Source organism: Roseivirga sp. AWQ4_251, assembly GCF_056158225.1.
Genome location: NZ_JBSWSW010000001.1, coordinates 1,895,032 through 1,912,441 on the forward strand (window position 1 = coordinate 1,895,032; position 17,410 = coordinate 1,912,441).

Here is a 17,410-nt window from a genome sequence, read left to right on the forward strand (position 1 = left end):
TTATACCGCCATTTTATGCTTTATGGTTGCCAATTCGTGCAAATCGTCATCCAACACCTCTTTCTTTGCGTCTGCTACTTTCAAAAAGTTAGCATAAACAATATCCAACTCGTCTCTGGTTAGTTCGTAACCAATGTTCTTCATTCTATAAGCTAAAGCCGCTCGCCCACTACGCGCAGTAAGTACAATTGAAGATTCATCTACACCCACATCTCTTGGATCGATGATCTCATAAGTATCTCTTCTTTTGATTACGCCATCTTGGTGAATGCCAGATGAATGTGCAAAAGCATTGGCTCCAACAATCGCTTTATTTGGCTGAACTGGAACTCTCATGGTTTCAGAAACATAGCGCGAAATTTTTGTTAGCTGCTTAGTATCAATGTTGGTTGTCTTAGTCAAATATGGATGTTGGCGCAACACCATCACCACTTCTTCCAAAGCTGTATTTCCAGCTCTCTCTCCTATCCCATTGATGGTACATTCTACTTGCATAGCTCCGTTAATCACTCCGGCAATAGAGTTTGCAGTAGCCAAACCTAAATCATTATGACAATGAGTAGAAAGCGTAACATTCTCTACCCCTTTTACATTTTCTCTCAAATATTTGATTTTGGCTCCGTATTCTTCAGGCAAGCAATACCCCGTTGTATCAGGAATATTAAGCACGGTTGCTCCTGCTTTTACAGCTTGTTCGCAGATGTAAGCCAAAAACTCGTTATCAGTTCTTCCTGCATCTTCTGCATAGAACTCAACATCTTCAACATACTTTTTGGCTAAAGTAACAGCCGCAACTGCTCTTTCTACAATCTTCTCTCTTGTACTATTCAGCTTATATTTTATATGAGATTCAGAAGTGCCAATTCCTGTATGAATACGCGGCCTTTTAGCCAGTTTTACAGCCTCAGCAGCTGTAATAATATCTTTTTCAACAGCGCGGCTCAGTCCACAAACCGTTGCATTTTTCACCAGTTTGGCAATTTCAACTACCGATTCGAAATCTCCAGGGCTGGAAATAGGAAAACCGGCTTCAATTACGTCTACTCCAAGGGCTTCAAGTCTTTCCGCTACTTCAAGCTTTTCCTTTGTGTTTAGCTTGCAGCCAGGTACCTGCTCACCATCCCGAAGGGTAGTATCGAAGATTTGTATTTTTTGTTGATCCATTGTTTATTTGATCTCTTTGCGTAATCTTTAATTCTTCTTCTTTCTTTATTGAAATTATGATTGGCCTAAGGTGAGGCCAAAACCTATGGCGAAGCTTCTACTATTTCCAAAAAGCTTCGAATAGACTTATATTACTGACAGTCAAATCATTGGGAGAAAGAAAATACAATGGCTAATCAAAAACGCGATCCACTTTTCGAGCTGATTAAATCGCTGACGAAATCTGAGAAGAGGCATTTTAGAATGTTCGTTAACCGAAGCGGAAGCTCTGAGGATGTGAAGTTTGTAAAACTTTTCGATGCCATGGAATCCATGAAAGCTTACGATGACAAGGCGATTTTGGAAAAAGTGAAGAGCATTAAAAAGGAACAGTTCTCCAATCAAAAAGCCAACCTTTACAAACAAATTTTGGGCAGTTTACGCCATTTCCATATTGGACATAATATAGATATTCAACTTCGTGAAAGTCTCGACCACGCAAAAGTGCTTTATAACAAGGGTTTTTATAAGCAAGCCCTAAAACTGCTCGAACGCGCAAAGAATCAGGCGAAGGATGCAAAGCATTTCACCATTGCGCTCGAAATCATGGAATTCGAGAAAATGATCGAGTCTCAATACATTACAAGAAGCTTTGAAAACCGAGCTGAAGAACTCACCAATGAGGTAAACGAAACGGCTGAAATTGTTACTTCAGCACATAAACTTTCAAATTTAACGCTCAACCTTTATAGCCTATTTTTACATAAAGGTTACGCAAAAAACGAAGCCGATTTTAACGAAGTGAGCTCATATTTTCGGCAGAATTTGCCTAAGGTAAACATTGAAAATCTGAGCTTTTATGAGCAACTCTATTACCATCAAAGTCATGTTTGGTATAATAAAATCGTTCAGAATTTCCCTAATTCGTATAAACATGCAAAAGCTTGGGTAGACCTTTTTAAGCAAAACCCAAATATGGCGATAAAGCAACCTGCTCTATTCATCAAAGGTTATCGCAACCTTTTAGCAGCGCTCTTTCAACTTCAGTATTATTCGGTTTTCTGCGAAGTTTTAAATGAAGTAGAACAGCTTTCCAAAAACAAAGACATTGTTAAAGACTTGAACACTGAAATATTGATATTCAAGTTTTTATACGTTTCTAAAATCAATAAGCATTTTATGGAAGGCAGCTTTGAAGCTGGGGTTCAATTGATTCCTAAATTGCTGAAAAAGCTCGATGATTATGAAGGAAAAATCGATGCGGAACGCGTGTTGATGTTCTATTATAAAATTGCTTCTCTCTATTTTGGAAACGGTAATTACAGAAAGGCGATCTTCTATTTAAACAAAATTATCTATTTCAAAGATTTAAGCCTTAGGGAAGACATTCACTGTTTTGCTAGAATCCTTAACCTGATCGCTCACTTTGAAGATGGGCAAGATTTTCATTTGGAATACCAAATCAAATCCACTTTTCAATTCATTGGAAAAATGAACGATCAGCAAGCCGTTCAAAAGGAAATCTTTCAGTTTTTGAGAAAATCAGGAAAGATCAAACCTGATGAGCTCAAACAAGAGTTTCAGCTTTTACACGATCGACTTTCGCTGCTCAATGATGACTTGTACGAACGTAGGCCTTTCTTATATCTCGACATTCTTTCCTGGCTTCAGAGTAAAATTGAAAATAGGCCTGTGCAGCAAGTAGTTCAAGATAAGTTTAAGGGCTTGAAGTAAGTCACCTGGTTTCCTGCCAAAACCTTTACACTATCGGTCAGTGTTGCTTGACTTTTAGTTAATATCTTCGGGCATAATCCAAAACTATCGTAATGAAAAGAACATCTACATTTTTGATGCTTTTTGCCTTCTGTTTGAGCTTTTCGGCTTACGCACAAGACAATAAAGCTGTTGTTGATCAAATTGTGAAGGAGGCCACGGAAAACTCGCAATTGAAAGAATTGGCCTACGAACTTTTAGACAAAAACGGGCCTCGTTTGGTAGGAACCACACAAATGAACACGGCCAACCAATGGGCGGTAGCTAAATACAAAAGCTGGGGTATTGATGCTGAAAACGAAAAGTGGGGCGAATGGAAAGGCTGGGAACGCGGAATCACCCACGTTGACATGGTTGAGCCTCGCATAAAATCTCTTGAAGCTATGCAATTGGCTTGGAGCCCTTCTACCAAAGGAAAAGAAGTAACTGGCGAAGTGGTTGTTTTAGGCGATGTTGCCAATGAAGCTGAATTTAAAGACTGGTTGAAAACCATCAAAGGTAAGTTTGTATTGGTAGATATGGCCCAGCCTACTGGTCGCCCTGATTACAACTGGGAGAAAAACGGTACGCCAGAATCTTTCGAAAAAATGAAAGAGGAAAGAAACCAATTGACTGCTGCTTGGAGAGACAGAGTAAGAAACACAGGTTTGAATACAAGAACCCTTCCTCCTGCCCTTGAAGAAGCTGGAGCAGCTGGCGTTTTGATTTCAAACTGGTCTAGAGGTTTCGGTGCGAACAAGATTTTCAGTGCTTACACTACAAAAGTGCCAACCATCGACATTGGTTTAGAAGATTACGGAACTTTGTTCAGAATGGCTGAGCATGGCGATAAGCCAAAAATCACGGTAAAAGTTACTTCTAAAGACTTAGACGTAATGCCAACTTACAATACCATTGCTGAAATCAAAGGCACTGAAAAGCCAGATGAATACGTAATGCTTTCTGCTCACTTCGATTCTTGGGACGGTGGAACTGGAGCAACTGACAACGGAACTGGTACTTTGGTAATGATGGAAGCTATGAGAATCTTGAAAAAGGTTTATCCAAATCCAAAAAGAACTATCATGGTAGGCCATTGGGGCAGCGAAGAACAAGGTTTAAACGGTTCTAGTGCTTTTGTGGAAGATCATCCAGAAGTTATTAAAGGCCTTCAAGCGCTTTTCAATCAAGATAACGGAACTGGTAGAGTTGTAAACATCAGCGGTCAAGGTTTCTTGCATTCTTATGAATTCATCACCAGATGGTTGTCTGCAGTTCCTCGCGAAATCACTCGTCAGATCAATACTAACTTCCCTGGTGCTCCAGGCGGTGGCGGTTCTGATTATGCTTCTTTTGTAGCTGCTGGTGCTCCAGGTTTCAGCTTAAGCTCAACGAGCTGGGATTATGGAACTTACACTTGGCATACCAACAAAGACACTTATGATAAAATTGTTTTTGACGATGTTCAAAGCAACGCTATCCTAACTGCAATTTTGGTTTACATGGCTTGCGAAGACGATCAAACTTTCCCTAGAGATAAAGCTGTATTACCTGTAAATCCACGTTCTGGAAGACAAATGGAATGGCCTTCTCCAAGAAATGCTAACCGTAAAGGCGGAATGGATTAATACATAGGAAAGTGTTGTTTGTGCTCGCACTGAACTAGATTCAGATTTTTTTAAACATGTGTCGCAAACAACACTTTCTTTAAAACTTTGGAGGCTTTCTCATCGCCTTCTTCTCTCCTAACTTTTTCTTGCCATCAATCCGTTTTTGAACTTGAGCCTTCGAAGGTTTTGTTTTCTTTCTGGGTTTGGGATCTGTGAAAGCTTTTTCAATCAACTCACGAAAAATCGAAATGGTCTCCTCTTTATTCTGAAGTTGGCTTCGATGTTTTTCAGAATGAATAGAAAGAAAACCATCATTAGAAAGTTTAGAAGCCCACTTTTTCAATAAACGCTCCTTCTCTTCATCTGAAAGCAATTGAGAGTTTTCTACATGAAATTTAAGGCTTACCCGAGTTTCTACCTTATTCACGTTTTGACCACCAGGCCCAGAACTCCTCGAAGTTTGAAATTCAAATTCAGGAGTAAAGTCTCTTTGCGATATTTCTTTGGGGTCAAACACGGTTCAATTCTCAATTATAAATTTTTAAGCTGTTGCCATGCCAAATCAGCACAGGTTTTTCTTTCCGGAAATTGACGAGCTGCTGCAAAGGCCAAAAGCTCTAAATCATCTGTCAGTTCCTCAGGTTTCACGGTAGAGTTTTCATCAATTATTTGGAGGAACAAATCAACCAACTCACCAATTTCAGATTTTGTTTTGCCTATAATGTGCTTCACCAAAACGGAGGTAGAAGCCTTGGAAATTACACAGCCCATTCCTTTAAAAGATGCATCTACAACCTTTTCATCCTTTAGCTGTAAGTACAAATCGAATTGGTCTCCACACATAGGATTGTACGCCCTAATTTCAAGTGAATATTCTTCCAAAATCCCTTCGTGAAAAGGATTCTTTGCATGAGCCAAAATATGGATCTTATACAAAGCTTGAATATCTTCACTCATTCAAAAAAGGCTTTTACTTCCATCAAAACTTCCTTTAACCTATCCACTTCTTCTATTGTATTGTAAATGGAAAATGAAATACGAACCGTTGCCGCAACACCCATTTTTTTAACCAATGGATGAGTACAATGATGCCCCGCTCGAACGGCAATTCCGGAATTTGCCAAAAAAGCTGCCACATCGTGAGCATGAATATTCTTAAGATTGAAAGATAAGATTGATGAATCGTGATTTGGAGTATACAACTCAATCCCTTCAATTTCAGTTAATTGAGCAACTGTATATTGTTTCAATTTGGCACAGTGCGAACTCATCGCATTTACACCAATTGAATCAATAAAAGTGATAGCTCCTCCCAAACCAATCACACCAGCAATGTTGGGAGTTCCCGCTTCGTGCTTATTTGGCAAGTCAGCAAACTTAGTTTTACTCAAGTCAACATCTTGAACCATGCCCCCACCATAAGCAAAAGGTCTAGCTTCTTTCAAAAGTTCTTCCTTACCATACAATATGCCAATACCAGTAGGACCAAACATTTTATGACCTGAAAATGCCACAAAATCAACATCCCAATCTACCACATTCAGTTTCTCATGTAATATGAGTTGAGAGGCATCGACCAATATTTTCACGCCATGTGAATGGGAAATTTTAATGATTTCCGTTAGCTCATTTCTTACCCCAAGTGTATTTGATAGGCCTGAAATCGCCAGAATTTTCACTTTAGCATTGATTTCCTTTTTAAAGAATTCAAAGTCCAGCGATCCATCTGCAAGCAGGGGAATTACTTTAAAATAGGCTCCTTTCAAATCACAGGCTTGTTGCCAAGGAACAAAGTTTGCATGATGCTCCATTTCGGTTACCATCACTTCATCAGCCTCTTCAAGCCAAGGCAGTAACCACGATTGAACTACTTTATTTATACCATCTGTAGCTCCCGATGTAAAAATGATTTCCTTTGAAGAAGCCGCACCTATAAATGCTTGAACTTGCTTTCGAACAGCTTCATATTTTTGGGTTGTCGCTGTAGCTGGCCAATACATTCCTCGACCAACGTTGGCATATTCACAGCTATAGAAATTTGAAATTGCATCAATTACCCTTTTCGGTTTCTGAACCGTAGATGCGTTATCTAAGTATATCAGCGGTTTTCCGCGCTCTATTGATTTCTGAAAAATTGGGAATTGGTCACGAACATCCAACATAGAGATTAATTAGAACCCGAGGCAGCTGTAGTGACAATAATGGTAGACATCATAGCCACCTGAATTTCACGAATACTTTTATTAATGCTTTGGCTAATTTTGATGTCTTGCGTTACCTCTTTAATCTTATTCTTCACCACCTTGTATTCTTCTTTATCTCGAAAAGCCTCTTTGGTTAAATCAGAAACATTAATCAAACTGAGCAACATGATGTCATGTGTTTCAGATTTGGCCCCGCGAATCATCACATCACTCAATCGTTGACGAACTTTGTTTTCAGGTGTTATATTCGAAGTTGGGTATTTATTATTTGGAATGATCCACAGTATTTTGTGTTCTTCTTTTCGCAGAATCCCTTTGTTAATCAACCTTAAAAGTGTGTCTTCTTTTAGCTCACCCGCTTGCCTAGCCAAAACTTCAATCCACTCCTTTACTTTCCTCGGCTTTGAATCTTTAACTTGATCAATGACCTTATTTATAGCCATCTCAATCTCGTATTCGCTATTGATTAGCTTAACTGTTTCTCCTGTAACATCAATCTTTTCACGCAAGGCCATTTCTAGAAGAATTGCCCCCGCAAACCCATGATAAAGGTGTGTTGAATCAATTACAAACTGACCTTTATCATCATCTAAGGCTATAAGAAGGAACTCTTCAATAAGATTGAGCTGCATGATTTTTCTGTTAGAAATACCAAACTAGGAAAGATTTACTGAGTTCGAAATAAGATAAAGCAGAAAGTTAAGCAAGAGCCTTATTTTTCACCCATTGCGTATTGAATTCCCCCTAAGAAATGCTTGAGGAAATCAGCATCTGTATAGCTTTCCTTTGTGTGGCCCATTGCCGTATAAAAAGCGCGTCCGCCATCGTAAGCATGATACCAACTCATCGGGTGAAAATCTCCATTTTCGCCTCCTTCATAAGAACTTTCATCTATAGTCATTACCACGTGGATATCTGGGTTAATGTCTTTATAATTATAAAGTTCATCCTTTTTCACCCAAGTATCTGACTCCAAAAAGCTCGTAGCAGCAAAGTCATGGTCTTTAATCTGAAACACGGCTTCTTGAATTTTGGGATGACTTAGAAAGTAAGCTCCAACCAACTTGCCATACCATGGCCATTCATATTCGGTATCAGCCGCAGCATGCACACCTACATAGCCGCCTCCTGATTTTATGTAGTTTTCAAAAGCTTTCTCCTGCTCTGAATTAAGCACATCTCCCGTTGTGCTCAAAAAAATGACTGCATCATACTTCTCTAGGTTTTGCGCAGTAAATAAAGCAGCATTGGTAGTGGTGTCTACTTTAAAACCATTTTCTATTCCCAGTTTCTGAACGGCCTCCATACCATCTGGTATAGACTGATGATGATAGCCTGCCGTTTTTGAAAAAACCAATACGACCTTTTCCTTTCCACTTTTTGAATCAGTTTGGCAAGAAAAACATGTGATTAATAAGAATGCTGATAGTAGAATTGAAAGTTTTTTCATGGAGCTAATTATCTAAAAGGCTAGATTTTAAATTACCAAAACATCCCCGTTTTAAACGCAATTTTTACATGGTCGCAGCTTATCTGATGTAAAGATTGAATAACCTCATTTCTTGTAATTCTCTCCAAACGCATACGATTGCAAATCACATTTAAATTAATAACTAAAAGAAAAGCAAAAAGTAGCTTTACACTTATTTAATTATTAGTTTATCTACTTCAAACAAATCAAAATTTGAAAAATCAAATATTAAAGCACTGAAATGGACTTTCACCTCACTTCGTTTCAATTTTTAAAAGCTTCGGGAATTAAGGCCAGTAAAGTATATGTTCGAGAAAGGTTGGAATCGCACCCGAACTACCCAGCACTGAACAGTCTTACAGACTTACTTGATGAATTTCAACTTGAATACTACGCAGCAGAGATAGACGACAAAAAGAGAATTAATGAAATTGATCCTCCCTTTTTAGCTCACATGCTTGATGACAAAAATGGAGAAGCATTTAAAATCATAAAAGAACACCCCAAGGACGAGCCAAAATCAGTTTTTATAAATGAATGGAGTGGTGTTTTTCTGATGCTAGAGGAAAACCAAAAAATCGATCATGAAGAACATTCAGCTTATTTAAAAAGAGAACACACTCATAAACTTACTTCAGGTATTCTGCTACTTCTGAGCATTACTGTATTAACTTCAGCAGGAATAAACGCCAGTTCAACTCACCAACTTGTTTATCTGATTTTTGCACTCCTAGGATTAGCTTTTTCGGCATCAATCGTCTTTTATAGTATAGGCATTACAACCAGCATCTCAGATACTTTTTGCAATGTGGATGATGATGGATGCAACAAAGTTCTTTCTTCTAAACTTGCCAAAGTTGCAGGAGATATCGGTCTAGCAGACCTTTCTGGCGTATACTTTTTCTCCCTCACACTATTTCTTTTACTAAGCACTTCAATTCCTGAAACGGAAGTTTTAGGGATTCTAAGTTTCACTTACGTGGTCGCTGCCTCAATGTCTTTAGTATCTCTCGGCTACCAACTAAAAATCAAATCATGGTGCAAAATGTGTTTGATGATTTCCTTGGTTATTTGGTTACAACTGGGATTTTTAGCATTTCAAACCTTGCCCCTTCAGAGTGAACTCTTCGGTTTTCCTAGCTTGAATTCCCTGTTATTATTTGGCATGAGTGTATTAATTTCTTCATGCTGGCTTTTATTAAAGCCCTTTATTCTAGATGCCAGATATTCGCGTCCACAACGAGTAAAAATCAGAAAATGGAGGCAAAACCCGCAGTGGTTTGCCGCCCTCCTTCCTTTGGAAAAGAAGATAGATGTTAGAAAATGGGATGATGATTTGACCTATGGAAACCCTAATGGAATTTTGCAGATCTTGATGGTGAGCGACCCCTACTGCCCTGCTTGTGCAACTGCTCATGCTGAACTGGATAAAATTCTTTACAAGCACCGTGAGGACATTGGAGTTACAATTAGGTTTAGATTGAAAAATTTTGACCGAGCGAGCAAAAAACATCAGGCCGTAGAACAAATTCTCAAAGCTTGTTTAGCCTCAAATTCAAATATGGGGATACACCAGATTTTGAGTGACTGGTTTGAAACAAATGACATTCAAAAATGGAACACGCACAATAAGAATAAACTCAGACCACCTGAGTTTTACGATCAGCTCATTTCTCAATCCATTATTTGGTGTAACCAAATGCAGATCAAGCAAACCCCAGCGTTTTTCATTAATGGGTACGAAATGCCCAACCCACACACTTTTAAAGACCTGTTTTTATTTGCTTCAGACTTTATTGAAATTCTGAAAAGCCAAAAGCAAAGCGTTCTTGTTCCTCAATAATTTTTAGAGCATTGAAAAGTAATCTATTTAAGAAATTCCCTTTTTATAAACAGTTAAACGCCATGGATTGTGGGCCAACATGCTTACGCATGATTTCACAATTCTACGGCAAACACTTTACCTTAGAAACTATTAAGGAGCTTTCCGGGCAGTCGAAAAGAGGGGTTACGCTTTTAGGGTTGAGCGAAGCCGCTGAAGAATTAGGGTTCAGAACTCGAGGTGCTCACCTTACTTATAAGGAACTTTCAAAACATGCTATTCTACCATGTATTTTACATTGGGATCAAAACCATTATGCAGTAGCAGTATCTTTTCAAGGCGATAAAAAGATAAAGATAGCCGATCCGGCAAAGGGTGTTTTAACACTTTCAAAGAAGGAATTTCTTGAACATTGGATCAGTACACAATACAGTTCTGACGATGAACCTGTGGGATCTGCCCTACTTCTGGATCCATCTTCTAAGTTCTACGATCAAAAAAGTGAATCGAATACAGGTCTAAGTTGGAAGTGGCTTTTGAGATATTTAAGGAAAAGCACTTGGGAACTCAGTCAGGTTTTCTTCCTTCTTTTGATTACTTCCATCCTCCAGTTGGCGTTTCCTTTTCTTACCCAAAGCATTGTGGATACTGGAATCAGAAATCAAAATCTATCATTCATATCCATTGTTTTAGTAGCTCAACTGATGCTGGTTTTAAGTACCAATGCGGCTGACTTTATTCGTAATAGATTACTGCTGCAGGTCTCTTCCATTTTAAACCTGTCAATTCTATCTGATTTTTGGATCAAGCTTACAAGATTACCGATTAGCTATTTCAGCAAAGGGCAAGTTGGAGATACTATGCAGAGAATTGGGGATCATAAAACGATTCAAAACTTTCTTACTGGTTCTGCTCTGACCACGTTTTTCTCCATCTTCAATTTCTTGATTTACGCCTGCATTCTGGCATTGTATAGCCATAGGCTCTTTTTCATTTTCATGGCAGGGAGCACTCTATACTTTCTGTGGATTCAGATATTCTTAAAAGTGTTGAGAAAAATCAACTACCAGAATTTCTATTTGTCTTCCAAGGAGAACAGTGCTACTCTTCAATTGATTGAAGGTATGCCGGAAATTAAACTGAACAATGCCGAACACCTGAAACGATGGGAATGGGAAGCAATTCAGTCCAGAATTTTCAAATTGAGTTTCAAAAACCTTTCATATACTCAAATACAGCAAGGTGGTGCCACTCTTATAAATCAGGGGAAAGACGTTTTTATCACATTTTTTGTAGCTAAGCTGGTCATAGAAGGTCAACTCACACTCGGAGCCATGTTGGCCATCCAATATATAATAGGTCAACTGAGCAGCCCGATTGAGCAATTAATTAGCTTTATTCAAAAAGGACAAGAAGCAAAGATCAGCATGGAAAGGCTCAACGAAGTTCATGCTATTCAAGACGAAGAAGATTCTTCACTGGCTCCTATTAAAGTTTTACCTGAAAACAAAAGCATTTCTGTTCAGAACCTAGCTTTCACCTATCCTGGAAATCACGATCCTGTCTTGAGGAATATCAATCTTAACATTCAAGAAGGAAAGGTTACCGCAATTGTGGGTTCTAGCGGAAGCGGCAAGACTACCCTGTTAAAACTCTTACTAAAATTCTACAAACAGTACGATGGAAAAATAGAGGTTGGCGATAGCAATTTGCATAAAATAAGTCCTTCTTTCTGGAGAAGGCATTGCGGAACGGTTATGCAAGACGGCTTCATTTTCAATGATACCGTAGCGAAAAATATTGCGGTTGGAGAGCAAAATCCAAACGAAGCACAATTAAGGCATGCTTGTGACATAGCCAACATTCTTTCATTCATTGATGAATTACCGAATGGCTTCAATACTTTATTGGGTTCCGAAGGTCAAGGCATTAGCCAAGGCCAAAAACAGCGAATACTGATCGCTAGGGCTGTTTATAAAAACCCTCAGTTCCTCTTCTTTGATGAAGCTACAAATTCACTCGATGCTAATAATGAAAAATCCATTGTTGAAAAACTCAATCATTTCTTTGAAGGTCGAACTGTAATTGTAGTAGCTCATCGACTAAGCACCGTAAGAAACGCTGACCACATTGTTGTGCTAGAACACGGAGAAATTATTGAAGAAGGAAACCATCAATATCTTACTGAAATAAAAGGAAGGTATTATGAACTCGTGAAAAACCAACTTGAACTTGGAAATTGATATGCCTGAAAGCTTGCAAGAAGAACCGAAAAGAACATTACTAAAATCTGTGGCCTATGAAGAGGTTGTTTCTTACAGAAACAAATTTGTTTCCTTTTATGCCGTACCTATTCTCATTAGCTGTATTCTTGGTCTATGCTTACTCGGCTGGTTTGTTCGAATCCCTGAACAAGAAATTATTACTCTCAATACATCCGATTTGAATCGGACAGAGTCCGGTTATTTCTATGAACTAGGAAATATTAGTGGTCTTTCCAGTTCAGAAATAAAATCCGTGGTTTTTGAGTTTAAGGATCATCCTTCTGTCATCTTGAGTATCGACAATAACCATCAAATATTTATTGAAAAAGATTTCATTCCATCTTTCAATCCAGATAAAGAGATCGTTTTAAAAGTCGAAATTAAAAGAGAAAGATTTATCGTTAAACTTCTAGAGGACATTGGCAGAAACTTGAATATATCAAAAGGTTTGGAACAAAAATAAAGGGACTATTTCTAGTCCCCTTAATACTCTATCTTAATGCAAATTTATCAAGTGGAACAACTAGCCATATAACCTCTACCAGTTCCTGCACAATAGCCAGCTACTGATTCACAAGTTGTTCCAATATAGAAAACTTCGCCATTAGAACATGTTACTCTGGCACCACCTAACACTTTTTTCTGCTCGTTTTTAGAGAGCTCTTTTCCAAGATTTAACTTTTTCATACAATTGATTTTTGAGTGTGATATTTAAAAATTAGCCGCAATAAAGAGTTGCACCTCTTCCTGTAGCTGGGCAATAGGCATATTGGCCATCGCAACTAGAGCCAGCCGTAATGACATCTCCGTTTTCACAGTAGATTTTCACTCCACCTATTACTTTCTTTTGTTCATTTTTCGAGAGTTCCTTCCCTAGGTTTAACTTTTTCATAGCAAAAATTATTAAGGTTAACGATTAAAAACTTCATTTAATCTAAACACTAAATGTTTAAATTCAAAATTTATAATCAAATCAACATCATAATTATTTTTATATACAAAATAAATGCCTATACATACATTATCATACCTCCAAAAAACAATCTTTTAATCGTGTCGAACAGTAATACTTGGTATTGAGGATTATCAACACTAATCTCACCTTCAAAATATTGAAGAATTTCGTCCGCCAATTGCATGGCTGTTTTACTAGTGGAAAGGTGATTGAGAATTATAGCATCAAGATCATCATGATATGCCTCTTGAATAGAAACTGAAACTGGGTTAAACTGAAAGCTGCCAAGTATCTCACTTTGTGCTGCTTTTAAATTATCACTCAATATTTCTTCAACACTTTTAGTATTATCGGCCCATACCCATCCCAAATTGAGAAAGGAAGCTTGGCTACTTTGCTGAAACGTACATTGTTTCAAATCTTCAAAGCAAGTCAAAGCAGCCGTTCTTTTATAATTCGATATGTAATCTGAATAGATGAATCCTGAAGACAAATATTTCATCTGAAGATTAAAAAATTCCACTCTTTTATTTTCTACAAGAAAAACCTCCTTGAACTGAGGTAAGCAATCAGGATGATTTGCAATGTCTATTAAATCATCAAGACAAGTAACCTGAACTGAGAAAAGAATTTCTGCCAATCGAATGGACCTAAAAAACGCACTTTTGAAATCTAATTCTCTTTTGAGTTCACTTTCAGAATCAAAACTTTGAGCAAATAAAGAAGGAGTCTTCAGCTTATTTTCTAGTTCATCGGCAGCCCCATCCAAATTCAAGGCTTTGTAAAGCTTAACATACAAAGGAACAGACGCCCTTTTACATTCTTGAATTATTCGAAAATAACTCCCAGGAAATTCCAACCTAAGTCTATTGAAAAGGTGGTCCAATACAAATACATTTCGCTTGCACCCTCCTACCGTATGAATCATTTCAACATCAGGCACATCGGCAAACCTCAGATAATCCTCATATAAAGGATGAGTTACTGGCTCTTCCATCAAATAATGAATTGTCATTCCTTTCTTTTCTGCCAAATAAAACAACGAAACCTGCTCAATGAGAAAGTTCAGTTCCTTTACATTGATCTGTGAAAGGTAATCCAGATTTTCATTTACAATCTTCCAAGCAGTGCCCGTATATTCTTTGATAAAAGCCAAATCATACCCTCCAATGATTCCAGCATTGGCAGAATGGATTTTCGTTTGATTCAATACGTCAATTAGATGTGAGGGTACATTTTTAAAGTGCTCCTGAATATCTCTCAGAATATTTTCATTGAAGTATAAATCTTCCTCCAAATTCGAAGAAATCAATGGTGCTCTCAGCAATCGATTGGGCAAGGCTTTCCATAAAAACACATCGCCATCTATATGGATGAAAGGTTCGGTTTGGAGGCTATACGTTTTTATTTTAGCCAAAGAAAACAAATCGGAATGTGGTACTTGAAAGTCGTCAAAAACTAAATGAACTGCAGTGTATGGAAGTTTCAAAACATCTATGAGAATGTGTTTTCCAAGCTTATCAGTGTAGAGTTCTACCCGATCATAATGACGTCTCAAAAGATTGCAGCTTAAAGCCCAAGACATCCAGTGTAATTCTGCTGAAAGCCAACCCGCCCTTAATGCCAAAGGTTTACCTTGATGATTTCCGGTCCAGAAAGTCTGAACAATTTTCATAATTATTATTTATTAAAAATAACAATATAGCATCAATATTTTATTCAATTAAGCCAGTAGCATGAAATCAAAAGTCGATTCTGAAGTGATATTAAAAAAATAGCCCCATCCACCTTGTATGAAGAGGTAGAATGGGGCGTTATTTTGCCTTGCCAATAAACCTGGGGCTTAGGAAGGCCGATTGACTGTGAAAACTACAGCCTAATTGGCAAGCTCGAATTGCACTTTCTGACCGCCAATTAAGATCTCAAAGGTTCCTGCTTCAACAATCTTTTTAGCATTTCTATCGAAATAGCTAAGATCGTCATCGCTCAACTCAAAGGTTAAAGTTTGGCTCTTTCCTGGAGCCAAATCGATTTTCTCAAATCGTCTGAGTCTTTTTACATCTGGTGTAACACTGCTAGCATAAAGATCGCTCACAAACAAGTGAACCGTTTCTTTACCTGCCATTTTACCAGTGTTGCTCACTTTAACAGAAACCTTAACTTTTTCTCCCTTCTTATATTTTTGCTTTTCCAGTTTTAAATCACTGTACTCAAAAGTTGTATAGCTCAAACCATGTCCAAATAGGAATTGAGGGTTATAATCCGCCTCATAATTATAAACCCCTTCAGCCTTTTTCTGCTCTTCAGAAGGTTTATGAATGTAAGAAATCGTTGCATTAGGGTACCTTGGGTAGGTATAAGGCAATTTTCCTGATGGATTGACATCCCCATATAAAACATCGGCTAGCGCATCGCCTCCAAAATTACCTGGTAAGTAAGCCTGCACGATTCCTGTCATTTCTCTTTCAAAACGACTAATCACTCTAGGGCGACCTTCATTCAACACTAAAATTACTGGCTTACCTACGGCAGCAATTTTATGAGCTAATTCAGTTTGCAATTCGGATATATACAAATCATTTAAATCTCCTGGTTTTTCAGTGTATGTATTTTCTCCTAAACAAAGAATTACGACATCTGCATCCTTGGCTTTGGCTACTGCCTCTTCCATTTTGTCTGCAAATTCTTCGTAATAGTTACCCGACATTTTATAGCTCACACCAGGAACATAACTCACGTTTGTTTTTCCGACTTTATTCTGAACGGCTTCTAAAATTGTATTGTATTGCTCGGCAAACTCAGGAGTTTTTTCACCTTGCCAAGAGTAAGTCCAAGCGCCATTCAAGGTTCTCATAGAATTAGCATTTGGGCCAGCAACCAACACTTTAGCGTTTTTCTTTAGAGGAAGAACACTGTTCTCGTTCTTCAATAAGGTAATGGCTTCGGCAGCCATATCGTATGAGGCCTTTTCAAACTCTTTACTGCCAAACTTTGGATAATCTTTGATGTTGGTAGTTGGCTTTTCGAATAGATTAAGTGCGAATTTTACTCTCAAAATTCTTCTCACAGCATCATCAATTCTGCTCATTTTCACCTTACCCTCTTTTACCAACTCCACCAAATCATTGCAGAATGGCTCATAGTTGTAAGGAATCATAGACATATCAATACCAGCATTAATAGCCAGCATCACTGCCTCTTTGTTGGTTTCTGCAACTCTATCTCTTCTTTGAAGATTCTCAATATCTGCCCAATCTGTAACGACTAAACCTTTAAAGCCTAATTCTTCTTTTAGAAGTTTTGTAAGCAAATCATAATTCGCGTGAACCGGAATTCCATTAATGATTCCGGAATTCACCATAACGGTATGAGCTCCTGCTTCAACAGCAGCTTTGAAAGAAGGCAAATGATATTCTCTCAGTGCGGTATTCGAAATCGTTGCTGGGGTTCTATCCTTTCCTGAAACAGTAGCATGGTAGCCCAAAAAGTGTTTCAAGCTAGAAGCCACATGCGTTGGGTCGCCAATATTATTGTCATCACCCTCATAGCCATTGATCATTTGAACTCCCAATTCAGTAGTCAAATAAGGATCTTCGCCAAAGGATTCCCACATGCGAGAAAAGCGAGGGTCCATTCCTAAATCCAATACAGGAGAAAAATTCCAAGGAATAGAACTGGCTCTGGTTTCGTAAGCTGTAATTTCTGCCCCTTTTCTAACTAATTCTCTATTTCGGCTAGCTGCCTGAGCAATTTGCTGAGGAAACATTGTAGCACCTGCAGTATAGGTTGCTCCATGGATTTCATCAACACCATAAATTACCGGAATCTTCAGGCGAGTGTCACTCATAGCCACTTCCTGAATTTCGCTGATAATGCTGAACCATTTTTCTGGAGTAAGCGCACGGTTGTTGGCTGTGTTTAAAACAGAACCAATATGGTATTCTACAAGCGCTCTTTTAAGTGCATCGGCATCCAGTTGCAAAGGCTCATAACTCGCATAACGGTTGTCACCCTTCCCTACTACATCCAATGTAATTTGTGCCATTTGACCCACTTTTTCTTCGAGGGTCATCTGCTTGATTAAAGCTTCAATTTTCTGGTCGGTGCTCTGTTGAGCCTTCGCCATAAATCCTCCGATCAGAATCAAACAGAGGGTTAAAATTGTTTTTTTCAAGGTCATTTATAATCG

At 38.2% G+C, this 17,410-nt stretch carries 15 protein-coding genes; 5 read left to right on the forward strand and 10 right to left on the reverse strand.

Annotated elements, in window-relative coordinates:
- Positions 1–1,164 carry a 2-isopropylmalate synthase gene (locus ACXACJ_RS08280; protein WP_475133885.1) on the reverse strand — a complete coding sequence of 388 codons (1,164 nt, stop codon included), beginning with the start codon at positions 1,162–1,164 and terminating at the stop codon, positions 1–3.
- 168 nt (positions 1,165–1,332) lie between these two features.
- Here ACXACJ_RS08280 and ACXACJ_RS08285 point away from each other — a divergent pair, with 168 nt between their 5' ends.
- Both ACXACJ_RS08285 and ACXACJ_RS08290 read left to right on the forward strand, forming a co-directional pair.
- Positions 1,333–2,877 carry a hypothetical protein gene (locus ACXACJ_RS08285; RefSeq protein WP_475133886.1) on the forward strand — a complete coding sequence of 515 codons (1,545 nt, stop codon included), beginning with the start codon at positions 1,333–1,335 and terminating at the stop codon, positions 2,875–2,877.
- Positions 2,878–2,969: 92 nt separating this feature from the next.
- Positions 2,970–4,523, forward strand: a complete 1,554-nt coding sequence (locus ACXACJ_RS08290; protein WP_475133887.1) for a M20/M25/M40 family metallo-hydrolase — start codon at positions 2,970–2,972, stop codon at positions 4,521–4,523.
- Positions 4,524–4,602: 79 nt separating this feature from the next.
- Here the strand turns inward: ACXACJ_RS08290 and arfB are convergent, their stop codons facing one another.
- The 5 genes from arfB to ACXACJ_RS08315 all read right to left on the reverse strand — a co-directional run bounded on the left by arfB (position 4,603) and on the right by ACXACJ_RS08315 (position 8,159).
- On the reverse strand, positions 4,603–5,022 hold the full coding sequence (gene arfB, locus ACXACJ_RS08295; protein ID WP_475133888.1) for an alternative ribosome rescue aminoacyl-tRNA hydrolase ArfB: 420 nt from the start codon (positions 5,020–5,022) through the stop codon (positions 4,603–4,605).
- A 14-nt stretch (positions 5,023–5,036) separates the two neighbouring features.
- Complete coding sequence (gene sufU / locus ACXACJ_RS08300) at positions 5,037–5,462, reverse strand: Fe-S cluster assembly sulfur transfer protein SufU (protein WP_475133889.1); 426 nt, start codon at positions 5,460–5,462, stop codon at positions 5,037–5,039.
- Complete coding sequence (locus ACXACJ_RS08305; protein ID WP_475133890.1) at positions 5,459–6,667, reverse strand: aminotransferase class V-fold PLP-dependent enzyme; 1,209 nt, start codon at positions 6,665–6,667, stop codon at positions 5,459–5,461. Before ACXACJ_RS08305 ends, sufU begins: the two co-directional genes overlap by 4 nt.
- A gap of 5 nt (positions 6,668–6,672) precedes the next feature.
- On the reverse strand, positions 6,673–7,341 hold the full coding sequence (locus ACXACJ_RS08310) for a GOLPH3/VPS74 family protein (RefSeq protein ID WP_475133891.1): 669 nt from the start codon (positions 7,339–7,341) through the stop codon (positions 6,673–6,675).
- A gap of 80 nt (positions 7,342–7,421) precedes the next feature.
- Entirely contained in the window at positions 7,422–8,159 is a 738-nt protein-coding gene (locus ACXACJ_RS08315) for a ThuA domain-containing protein (protein ID WP_475133892.1), read from the reverse strand.
- Positions 8,160–8,421: 262 nt separating this feature from the next.
- Here ACXACJ_RS08315 and ACXACJ_RS08320 point away from each other — a divergent pair, with 262 nt between their 5' ends.
- From ACXACJ_RS08320 to ACXACJ_RS08330, 3 genes are read left to right on the forward strand one after another with little or no spacing between them, the layout of a single operon-like run.
- Positions 8,422–10,023, forward strand: coding sequence for a thioredoxin domain-containing protein (locus tag ACXACJ_RS08320; RefSeq protein ID WP_475133893.1), 1,602 nt, complete (start codon positions 8,422–8,424; stop codon positions 10,021–10,023).
- Between the two features lie 11 nt (positions 10,024–10,034).
- The gene (locus ACXACJ_RS08325; RefSeq protein WP_475133894.1) at positions 10,035–12,245 is read left to right on the forward strand and encodes a peptidase domain-containing ABC transporter; all 2,211 of its coding nucleotides are present in this window, start codon (positions 10,035–10,037) and stop codon (positions 12,243–12,245) included.
- Positions 12,235–12,729 carry a hypothetical protein gene (locus tag ACXACJ_RS08330; protein WP_475133895.1) on the forward strand — a complete coding sequence of 165 codons (495 nt, stop codon included), beginning with the start codon at positions 12,235–12,237 and terminating at the stop codon, positions 12,727–12,729. The genes ACXACJ_RS08325 and ACXACJ_RS08330 overlap by 11 nt, the downstream gene beginning before the upstream one ends.
- Before the next feature lie 47 nt (positions 12,730–12,776).
- Here ACXACJ_RS08330 and ACXACJ_RS08335 read toward each other — a convergent pair whose 3' ends face one another.
- The 4 genes from ACXACJ_RS08335 to ACXACJ_RS08350 form a co-directional block, all read right to left on the reverse strand.
- Entirely contained in the window at positions 12,777–12,953 is a 177-nt protein-coding gene (locus tag ACXACJ_RS08335) for a hypothetical protein (RefSeq protein WP_475133896.1), read from the reverse strand.
- A gap of 31 nt (positions 12,954–12,984) precedes the next feature.
- Positions 12,985–13,158, reverse strand: coding sequence for a hypothetical protein (locus tag ACXACJ_RS08340; RefSeq protein ID WP_475133897.1), 174 nt, complete (start codon positions 13,156–13,158; stop codon positions 12,985–12,987).
- Positions 13,159–13,276: 118 nt separating this feature from the next.
- Positions 13,277–14,896 carry a DUF6734 family protein gene (locus ACXACJ_RS08345; RefSeq protein ID WP_475133898.1) on the reverse strand — a complete coding sequence of 540 codons (1,620 nt, stop codon included), beginning with the start codon at positions 14,894–14,896 and terminating at the stop codon, positions 13,277–13,279.
- A gap of 201 nt (positions 14,897–15,097) precedes the next feature.
- Complete coding sequence (locus ACXACJ_RS08350) at positions 15,098–17,401, reverse strand: glycoside hydrolase family 3 N-terminal domain-containing protein (RefSeq protein ID WP_475133899.1); 2,304 nt, start codon at positions 17,399–17,401, stop codon at positions 15,098–15,100.
- Positions 17,402–17,410: the final 9 nt, after the last annotated feature.

Coding starts and splice junctions, on each gene's coding strand:
- ACXACJ_RS08350 (WP_475133899.1), bottom strand. CDS start 17,401: ATGACCTTGAAAAAAACAATTTTAACCCTCTGTTTGATTCTGATCGGA.
- ACXACJ_RS08320 (WP_475133893.1), top strand. CDS start 8,422: ATGGACTTTCACCTCACTTCGTTTCAATTTTTAAAAGCTTCGGGAATT.
- ACXACJ_RS08305 (WP_475133890.1), bottom strand. CDS start 6,667: ATGTTGGATGTTCGTGACCAATTCCCAATTTTTCAGAAATCAATAGAG.
- ACXACJ_RS08345 (WP_475133898.1), bottom strand. CDS start 14,896: ATGAAAATTGTTCAGACTTTCTGGACCGGAAATCATCAAGGTAAACCT.
- ACXACJ_RS08310 (WP_475133891.1), bottom strand. CDS start 7,341: ATGCAGCTCAATCTTATTGAAGAGTTCCTTCTTATAGCCTTAGATGAT.
- ACXACJ_RS08315 (WP_475133892.1), bottom strand. CDS start 8,159: ATGAAAAAACTTTCAATTCTACTATCAGCATTCTTATTAATCACATGT.
- ACXACJ_RS08290 (WP_475133887.1), top strand. CDS start 2,970: ATGAAAAGAACATCTACATTTTTGATGCTTTTTGCCTTCTGTTTGAGC.
- ACXACJ_RS08280 (WP_475133885.1), bottom strand. CDS start 1,164: ATGGATCAACAAAAAATACAAATCTTCGATACTACCCTTCGGGATGGT.
- ACXACJ_RS08340 (WP_475133897.1), bottom strand. CDS start 13,158: ATGAAAAAGTTAAACCTAGGGAAGGAACTCTCGAAAAATGAACAAAAG.
- ACXACJ_RS08335 (WP_475133896.1), bottom strand. CDS start 12,953: ATGAAAAAGTTAAATCTTGGAAAAGAGCTCTCTAAAAACGAGCAGAAA.
- sufU (WP_475133889.1), bottom strand. CDS start 5,462: ATGAGTGAAGATATTCAAGCTTTGTATAAGATCCATATTTTGGCTCAT.
- ACXACJ_RS08285 (WP_475133886.1), top strand. CDS start 1,333: ATGGCTAATCAAAAACGCGATCCACTTTTCGAGCTGATTAAATCGCTG.